This window comes from Collinsella aerofaciens, assembly GCF_025289055.1.
Taxonomy (GTDB): domain Bacteria; phylum Actinomycetota; class Coriobacteriia; order Coriobacteriales; family Coriobacteriaceae; genus Collinsella.
Genome location: NZ_JAESIQ010000029.1, coordinates 21,775 through 30,188 on the forward strand (window position 1 = coordinate 21,775; position 8,414 = coordinate 30,188).

The following is an 8,414-nucleotide window of genomic DNA, read 5'->3' on the forward strand; positions in this document are numbered from 1 at the left end:
TGGTTAAATGAAAACAGTAAATTTAGTTAAACGCGCTGGTAAACAATGGTGAAAAATATGCCAAAAAAGTACTACACTAGAATTATCGAAACTGAGCTCGACCAGATGCTAGGGATATTCGGTGCCGTTCTCATCGAAGGACCGAAATGGTGTGGAAAGACAACCACAGCCGGGACCCGTGCGGCGTCCAGGCTCCTTCTCATGGATCCGTCGCGCAACTTCGAGAATCGTTTGCGTGCCGAGACGGACCCGGCGCTTGCCGTTTCCGGCGAGGTGCCGCGGCTGATCGACGAATGGCAGGAGGTTCCGAAACTTTGGGACGCGGCACGGTTTGAGTGCGACAACCGCGGCGGCGAGCCTGGCCAGTTCATATTTACGGGGTCGGCGACACCGCGAGACAATGAGCGGCCGATGCACAGTGGTGCTGGAAGGTTCGCTAAATTGCGCATGGATACCATGACGCTTTTCGAACTTGGGAAATCTAGCGGTGCGGTTAAGCTGTCGAGCATTATTTCTGGCGAAAAGTTCAATGGCGCTTTCGGGTCGTTGGATTCTGCCTCGATTGCCGAGTGCGTTGTTCGCGGCGGATGGCCCGCGGCGGTCGGGCGCGATGTGCTGGCTGCGTCGGCGATGGCAAAACGTTATATCGGCATAGTTGCCGAAGAAGATTTGTCTCGTGTTGATGGCTCTCGACGCGATCCCGAAAAGGTCAAAGCTGTCATCGAATCGCTTGCGCGCAATGAATCCACTTTGGCGACACTCAAGACGCTCGTAGCTGATCTTGGTGGAGAGGTATCGAGACAAACAGCGGCATCGTATATATCTCTTCTCGCTCGGGTCAGCTTCGTTCGCGATATTCCCGCATGGAATCCAGCAATGAGATCTCCTGTGCACTTAAGAGAATCAAAGAAGCATCATCTTGCTGACCCGTCACTGGCGGCCGCTGCGCTCGGGGCGACTCCGGAGACCTTGCTGCTAGATTTCAAGACGCTTGGACTACTTTTTGAATCGTTGGCACTCCATGATTTGTGGGTCTATGCGCGAGCAAACGGAATGAGCCTCTACCACTATCACGATTCTCGTGATTTAGAGGTCGATGCAGTCATTGCGGCTCCTGGCGGGACCTGGATCCCAGTTGAAGTTAAGCTCAGCTCCGCTCAAATCGAAGAGGCATCTGACAATCTTGTTGCTGTCGAGGAACGTATGGTTGCCGCCGGAAACAACCCACCGGTTTCGAAAGTTGCAATCATTGGATTTGGTTCACAAGCCTATGTTACCGACCGCGGCGTCCAAGTTATTCCGTTGGATGTGCTCGCGCCGTAATGCTGTGGGCGAAGTGAAATTAACGCCGCAGTTTTTAGATCTGGTTTCTGAGATCTAAAACGCGAAACTCAAAATATCATCAGCTTGATTTTCGGCCGATCCGAATCGCGCCCGCGCAAAAGTCAAAGCGACTCGCGCTGGCGTTTCGTTTTTCATTTCGGATTTCAAATTGATTCAAAACAAAACGGGAGTTTTGAAAATCGATAGCGACCGGAGGGAGCGATCATAGGCGGATTGGCCGCCGCATGAAAATCGAATCGTTAATCCGAACCGTAATTCAAATCGCGTTACCTTTCGACAATCCAACAACGCTACGAGTCTCACCAAAGACTCTCCGCGTCATTGAAATGTCGAAAGCTGCCTCAACTTTTTCGCTGGCGTTACGAAAAACCTTCGACAAAGTCGAAGGTTTGCGTCGCGGGCGCCGCAAACCCGCTGCGCGGTGATGCAAATACTCGGCATCCCTCGCATTCGCATCACCGCTTCGCCCTCGCTACAGCGAATCTCTAACACTCAGCATCCTTCGCGTTAAAAATTCGCTTCCGCTCACGGTCTTCACGCAGTTACAACGCCGCGAGGCCTCTCGCTTGGAATGAGGCCTCTCATTCCACGTCTATACTGCGTTTCGCCCAATCACCGTTCCGGAGATTGCAAGATGTACGTAAATCATGATAACCGGGCCCGTAGTCCCTGTTATCATGATTTACGAATATTGCTTTTCTCCTGTCACGGAGAAAAGGGAAAGAGTGAACTACAGCACACTTTTTGCGTGTTGGGTTCACTCTTTCTAAAAAATTAGGCAATCATAGCAAGAGGTGACGGATGCCAATCCTCAATTTCTTGCTTACTTTTCCGGAAGCCACTCCGGAGAAAGTAGAAAAATGGCACGAAATGAATTCGTAAAGGCTCGTGTTTCTCCTGAAGAGAAAGAGATCTATCAACAACTTTGCGAACAAGCCGGTTGTACGGAAGCTGAGTTGATTCGATCTGTGCTGATTCATCGGGAAATCTCACTTGATGATCTCGATGATGAAATGCAAGTTCTCGATCGGAAGAAAAAGGCCCTCCATAAGCAACAGGAGGATTACAGGAGAGCACAGGCATCGCGTGAAACCGATGAACGTGGCGAGCCGATTTCTGAAAAAAGAAGTGTTCCGTTCCAAGTAATGCTCACTGCTCCAGAAAAAAAGGCAATTGAGCAGCGTGCAGCGGCGCTCGGTATTTCTGCAAGCGAACTGGTTCGCCGCAGCGCGATCTACGGAAAGATCGAATCATTCAATTTCGATATCGCTGAAGTGGAAAAGCTTCATCACGAGTTATTGAAGGAAGGAACGAACCTCAACCAGCTGATGTATTTTGTGAATGCTCAGGGCCTTCCCGCGTACAACGAGAAAGCTGTTTTTCGTACGCTTGAAAAGGTTTATCAAAATGCTCGAAAGGTCGACCGGTTCATCGAGAAACTTGAAAAGCGTTATCACGTCGACTATATTCCGCGCGATTATCTGGCAGATGAACCTGACAACAGAAATCTTTAAGTCGGAACGCAGTTGGATCAGTTTTGCAATTGAGTGTAATTACCCGGTTGGCAATTCCGATATTTCAAAAAACGTCTTTCTGAAAAGAAAGGACGATTTTATATATCTGAGAACGTTCAGTTGTAACTACTCCGCAAAATCGAAAAGGGCCAAACCGAAGTGTCTGGCCGGACGCCAATTGTCCGGGAACTGCTTCGGATTCGACCCTCTTCTACTTTACTTCCATGGCCATGCGGAAGGCTAGTACTCCTTAACCGGATGCTTCTTACCGAAACCACCATCGATGCCGAAACGGCAGAGCCTGTCGATGGCGCGAAGGTGCTCATCAATGGCGTTGGCGATCTGAGTGTCAACGATGCTGTCATGGTCGTTAAGGCTGCGGACCGCCTCGTCGGCGGCCATGAAGGCCTTGATGGCTTGATTGAACTGAGCCTTAAAGATGTCGACCTTCTCAACTGCGGAGGCTCGGTCTGCCATCTCGCGCTCGAGCCGATGTACGGCTTCCATTAAATCGCTCATGCTATTCCTTTCCCTCGGGTGTTCTGTCTAATATATCGCCCCGTGCGGACACGATTCTCACCTAAGGAATGGCAATGGTGTGTTCATAAACACGCAGATAGACGACTTAACAGGATTCGATTTACGGGGCGATTGAACCTGTGGTGGTGCGGATGCCCCGACCCGCGGCACGACTTAACCGCCGTTATGTTAGCGACATGTCTAACATAACGGCGGCGCAGGGCGCTCACTCCCTGCGGCAACGCCGATTCCGGGAAGGCACGCCGGGGCTATGCCGACCTGAGTATCCTCTCGGCCTTCTCGATCGCGGCCGAGCGCAGAAACTCCGACTTCCGCATCCCGCACGCGGCGGCCGCCCGTTCGATGAGGTCGGCGCCCGTCTTAGGGCACTTGAAAGACAGGTTGGCGTTGGCCTCCACCTCGGAAAGCCTGGGGCGGCCGACTCGGAGGTTCACCAGGCTCCCCTCCCAGGAGCCGGATTCGTATTCCGCGCACTCGCGCTCGATGTCCTCATCCGTGATAACGGATCCGTTTGCAAGCCTATATTCCATCAGTAACCTCTCCTTCTCGCGTTCTCGATCTCCCTTAGCGTCTTCTTGCTCGGCGGCGTCATGGCGTGGTAGACGAGCCACGCGCCGTCGGCCAGGAGGACACCGACCATCTCGATGTACCGGCCTTGCGGGTCGTAGCCCGTCCGCATCTCGCACTCCCCGGGTATGCGGACGGCCGCGAAGCGGTAGCTCTCCCACGCCGCCTCGACATCACCGTCATCTAGCTCGGGGTGCCGCTCGTGAACTCTCTGGTGTATCCGGACCATGAGCCTCCAATCTTTACGATAATATTCTACTACTATTTGGTAGTAGAATATTATCCGTCCCAACATATTCCATTAGCCGTTCGTCCCAAAACGTATGCCGCGCGGCACCCGAAAACCGAACTCTCGATGCCGTGGACGGCGAGTGCCAAAACCCAGTGCCAAAACCTCCCCCTGCATTCCCATGAGAAAATCAAAAGACAAGGAAGGAGGCTGAAAATGACCAGATACGGATACGCTCGCGTGAGCACGAAGGATCAGAAGCTAGACAGGCAAATCGAGGCGTTGGTTAACGCCGGTGTGCCCTATGGCCATATCTACAAAGACAAGGTCACGGGTGCCAAGGACGGGGACCGAACTCAGCAGAAGCGTCTGTTCAAGAAGATGAAGGCCGGCGATGAAGTGGTAGTCGAGTCCTGGGAGCGCCTAACCAGATCGACCAGGCAATTGCTGAACTACGACCTTATGTTCCGAAATCTCGGCGTGAAGCTAACCTCTTTGAAACAGCCGGTCGACCTCGATACCGCCTTCGGCCGATTCGTTCTCGGTACCCACGCCTGTACAGCCGAGCTTGAGCGCGATCTGATCAAGCAGCGCCAGGCCGAGGGCATCGCCGTCAAGCGAAGCCGCGGCGGCAGCGTCGGGGGCCGCCCGCGCATTGCAGACGTCAAGGCCGACGCCGCCGTGAAGCTCTACCTCGCTCGCGAGACACCTATCCCAGACATCTGCACCGCCACAGGTATCTCTAAATCGACTTTGTACCGCATCCTCCGTGAACGCGGATTGGTGGGCGTCAGGAAATGAGCCCGTCCATCGTTTCGCAATCTGTCTAATAAGCTCGAGTGCAGCGGCGTTACTATATAAGTGTGCGGTATTTCTCCAACCGAAAACCTGCGTGAACGCATGACCTGAGACGCCTTTTTAGAACTCACCGATCGCAGGGCGAACACAAATCAACAGCGGCCGTGCATTGTTCCCAGCCATATGGCATGGCGGAGCCATGCCCGTTGTTGATTGGAGTGTCGCACCATGGCAGACGAGAAGAAAATCAGGGAGATCTACGGCGTGAAGTCCGTTCTTGATGAGGCCGCCGAGCGGATCGAGGCGACGTGGCGGGAGAAGCTGCTGCGCGAGACGGGCGACCTCAGAACCGAGAACGCGTTGCTCAGGGCCCAGCTCGACGAATTCAATCGCAAGCTCGTCGAGGCGAGAGACCGGAACGAAAGACTTGAGGCCGACTGCAATGAGCGGGTCGCCTTTATCGAGGAGAAGTTTGAGCTCGATACCGCGAGCCTCGAGCTCGAGAACAACGAGCTTCATGCCGCGAGCGTCAGATACCTCGCCGATGCCAGGGAGCTCGACAGGCAGGTCGTCCAGCTCCATGCCGAGGCCGTGGCCATGGTCGATGAGATCGAGCGCCTGCGCGGCGAGCGTGACGCCGCGCTGAAAGCCCAAGCCGAGTTGAACGACGCACTCCTGGCCCAGCGCGACCTGATGGCCGAGGTCGCCGCCCTCAAGGACCGCCTCGCTGCAACCGAACAGCGGGCGGCCGTGGCCGAGGCTAAGGTCGAGGTCATGACCCAGATGAAGGACGAGTAGCCCCGCGCTTCTCCTGTCAGGCTGCTGATTTCTAGGAATCTTCTAGAGCGCTTCCAGAAGGTTCCTAGAACCGGGCGCAGCATCTTCGATCGGCACGATGTCTCGATAGACCAGACGGTGCCTGTCGTCACGCCACTCGTCACCGTGGTAGTGGCCGAAGAACCAGGCTCGGTAGCCGAGCCGGTCGTCGAGCTCGGCAAGGAATCGCTGAAGTCGGTCGCCCCGATACTCGCGTCCGCGCTCCCGGCACAACCCCTCAGCAAGGGCAGCAGGGGCCTCGTGAGTCACAACGCAATCGACCCTCCAGCCTACGCGGTTGAGCGAGGCGCGGCAGTGGTCCATCTCCTCCTCACTCGGCATCTCCTCTGGCCACCAGCTCCTCCCCTCCCTGCGATACTGCCTGTCGTTGCTCGCGGCGCCGCCCATGGCAAGGACCGTGGTTCCCGCGATGTCGAACACCTCTCCGCGCATGAGGTGCAGCACGTGCGGTCGCACCTCATGGACGAGCCCGCCGTTCCACTCCCGCACCGGCAGCCCAGCCAGGGCATGGTGGTTCTCATGGTTGCCGTCTACGAAACACGTGGTCCACGGCTTCGACTCGAACCAGTCGAGCCAGTATTTCTCGGCGTTGGATCCATCCCAGACAAAGCCGAAGTCGCCGGCCACGATCACCGCGTCATCGCGCGTCAGAGTCCGGCCCAGCGGCCAAGACCTGAAGGCGAACCTGCTGGCCCCGTACTCGGCCCTGCCGTGCACGTCTCCTGTCACATAGACAGCCATCAGTACGCACCCCACGGCAGGAGTTTGTCCCCGAGCCTCACGATCCGGTCGTACAGAACGGTATGACGTTCGTCCGGGTTGCCGTCTCGGTGAAAATGGCCGTAATACCAGCGCTTGTAGTCCAGGCGATCCTCGAGCTCGTCAAGGAATTCGGTCAGCCGGTCCACATCAGGGCGCTCCCAGCCTGGGTCCGGGTAGAGCGTCGGCGAGAGCATGCGCGTCGAGCAGGTATGGGTGATGACGCAGTCGACCTTCCAGCCGACTTCGTCGAGCTTTGTCCGTGCGGTATCGAAATCGCGCTCGTCCGGGAGCTCCTGAGGCCACCAGCTGGAATAGGGCACGCGGTATTCCCTGTCCGCGCTCGTGGCACCGCCCATGGTGAAGACCGTCGAGCCGTCGAGCTCGAAGACCTCCCCGCGCATGAGGCGGCGGATAGACGAAGTATCCGACAGGCGCTGCGTCAGCCCGCCGTGCCACGGTTCCATGGGGCGTTCCTCCCAGTGGTCGAAGCGCTCGTGGTTGCCGTCGACGAACAGTACCGTGTAGGGGCGCGACTCCAGCCAGGCGATGTCGGCGCATTCCTCGGCAGAGAAATCCCACGGAAAGCCAAAGTCGCCGGCGATGATCAGATAGTCGTCGCTGCCAAGGCTATCCCCAAGCTCCCAGTCGCGGAGCTTTTGCATGTCGAGCCCACCGTGGATGTCGCCCGTCACATAGACCGTCATCGGATCGCCTCTTTCCGCTTGTAAGCCGCCAGCTCGCGCTCGACCTGCCTGTCGCCGGTCTCGTTGACCCACCAGGGCCATTTCACCCGGCCGCACGGCTCGTCGACTCCGGCGAACCATTCCCTCAGCTCGTCGAGGCTCACCGGGGAGTGCCCGTTGGCATCGCAACCGACGTCGTAGCGCAGAAGGCCCTGCTTGCGGTTGGACTCGTTGTACGCGCCGCCGCTGCTGTGGATGTGCCCGTGGAGGTGCCACGATCCATGGTTCATGCCCTGCCAGTCGGCCATGGGGTAATGGCTCAGGACGATCTTCTGCCCGTCGATCTTGAGCACGCAGATCGGCGGCTCCACGGTGAAGGCGCCCGCGACCGCCGGTTGGGTCCAGTCCTTGTCGTGGTTTCCCGGGACGAGGTGGATGCGCCTGCAGGCGATCCGCTTGCGTAGCCCGTAGGCGTCCTGGGCGGTCATCTTGAATGAGAAGTCCCCCAGGATGTAGAGCTCGTCGTCCATGGCGACCCTGCCGTTGATGCTGTCGACGATGGCGTCGTTCATCTGCCAAATCGTCTCCCACGGGCGGTCGGTGAACTTCAGCACGTTCTCATGCCCGAAGTGGGTGTCGCTGGTAAACCAGATCATTCCATTGTCTCCTTGTCGCTAAAAACCGTTCTCCTTTGCGCAGTTGAGGAGACGTATTTTGAGCGACATGAGGCGTTCTGACCTCATGTTCTGTGCTCCAATCTGCCGGATTGTTCCAGCTAAAACTTTAAAACCTCGTGCGGACATAAAACCTTGTCCCGTTTGTGGGGTCATAGTATAGGCACTGTTAGAACTAATAGCCCAAATCCGTTGCCAACTGGCCGCTATTAGCAACTATTAGGCCTTTTGGACAGCCGAGCTGACTAATAGCCGCTATTTGTTGGGCTGTTTTGCAACCACGAGCGCCACGAGCGCTGCCGTGGATTCTTGATACGGCGCATCGACAACAGCAATGTCAAGCGGGTAGAATGGTGCCGACGGCATCCCAAGTTGTAGAGAGCTGGGCAGAGCCGTTGCGTTAGAAAGTTAGGTCATCGTCTTAGCGACGGTGACCTTTCTTTTTGGGCTTCGAGCCCTGCTTGAG

10 protein-coding genes are annotated in these 8,414 nt (G+C 56.4%); 4 read left to right on the top strand and 6 right to left on the bottom strand.

The features are described 5' to 3' along the window. The first annotated feature begins 57 nt into the window (after positions 1-57). Together JMJ97_RS08695 and JMJ97_RS08700 are read left to right on the top strand one after the other, a co-directional pair. Positions 58-1,323, top strand: a complete 1,266-nt coding sequence (locus JMJ97_RS08695) for an ATP-binding protein (RefSeq protein ID WP_260699949.1) — start codon at positions 58-60, stop codon at positions 1,321-1,323. Positions 1,324-2,138: 815 nt separating this feature from the next. Then, complete coding sequence (locus JMJ97_RS08700; protein ID WP_260699951.1) at positions 2,139-2,858, top strand: plasmid mobilization protein; 720 nt, start codon at positions 2,139-2,141, stop codon at positions 2,856-2,858. A 240-nt stretch (positions 2,859-3,098) separates the two neighbouring features. Here the strand turns inward: JMJ97_RS08700 and JMJ97_RS08705 are convergent, their stop codons facing one another. From JMJ97_RS08705 to JMJ97_RS08715, 3 genes are all read right to left on the bottom strand, one after another. Beyond that, entirely contained in the window at positions 3,099-3,377 is a 279-nt protein-coding gene (locus tag JMJ97_RS08705; RefSeq protein WP_260699952.1) for a hypothetical protein, read from the bottom strand. Positions 3,378-3,646: 269 nt separating this feature from the next. Further along, entirely contained in the window at positions 3,647-3,928 is a 282-nt protein-coding gene (locus JMJ97_RS08710; RefSeq protein WP_196033714.1) for a type II toxin -antitoxin system TacA 1-like antitoxin, read from the bottom strand. Then, positions 3,928-4,194, bottom strand: coding sequence for a hypothetical protein (locus JMJ97_RS08715; protein WP_260699955.1), 267 nt, complete (start codon positions 4,192-4,194; stop codon positions 3,928-3,930). Before JMJ97_RS08715 ends, JMJ97_RS08710 begins: the two co-directional genes overlap by 1 nt. A 216-nt stretch (positions 4,195-4,410) precedes the next feature. On the opposite strand from JMJ97_RS08715, the gene JMJ97_RS08720 reads away from it, so the two are divergent. Next, positions 4,411-4,995 carry a recombinase family protein gene (locus tag JMJ97_RS08720; RefSeq protein WP_229090742.1) on the top strand — a complete coding sequence of 195 codons (585 nt, stop codon included), beginning with the start codon at positions 4,411-4,413 and terminating at the stop codon, positions 4,993-4,995. A gap of 225 nt (positions 4,996-5,220) precedes the next feature. Further along, positions 5,221-5,790, top strand: a complete 570-nt coding sequence (locus JMJ97_RS08725) for a hypothetical protein (RefSeq protein WP_260699958.1) — start codon at positions 5,221-5,223, stop codon at positions 5,788-5,790. A gap of 42 nt (positions 5,791-5,832) precedes the next feature. On the opposite strand, the gene JMJ97_RS08730 is transcribed toward JMJ97_RS08725, so the two are convergent. Genes JMJ97_RS08730 through JMJ97_RS08740 form a run of 3 tightly spaced genes read right to left on the bottom strand, consistent with a single transcriptional unit; the run spans position 5,833 to position 7,930 of the window. Continuing rightward, on the bottom strand, positions 5,833-6,570 hold the full coding sequence (locus tag JMJ97_RS08730; protein WP_260699960.1) for a metallophosphoesterase family protein: 738 nt from the start codon (positions 6,568-6,570) through the stop codon (positions 5,833-5,835). Further along, on the bottom strand, positions 6,570-7,295 hold the full coding sequence (locus JMJ97_RS08735) for a metallophosphoesterase family protein (RefSeq protein ID WP_260699962.1): 726 nt from the start codon (positions 7,293-7,295) through the stop codon (positions 6,570-6,572). The genes JMJ97_RS08730 and JMJ97_RS08735 overlap by 1 nt, the downstream gene beginning before the upstream one ends. Next, on the bottom strand, positions 7,292-7,930 hold the full coding sequence (locus JMJ97_RS08740; RefSeq protein WP_260699963.1) for a hypothetical protein: 639 nt from the start codon (positions 7,928-7,930) through the stop codon (positions 7,292-7,294). The genes JMJ97_RS08735 and JMJ97_RS08740 overlap by 4 nt, the downstream gene beginning before the upstream one ends. Between the last annotated feature and the right edge of the window lie 484 nt (positions 7,931-8,414).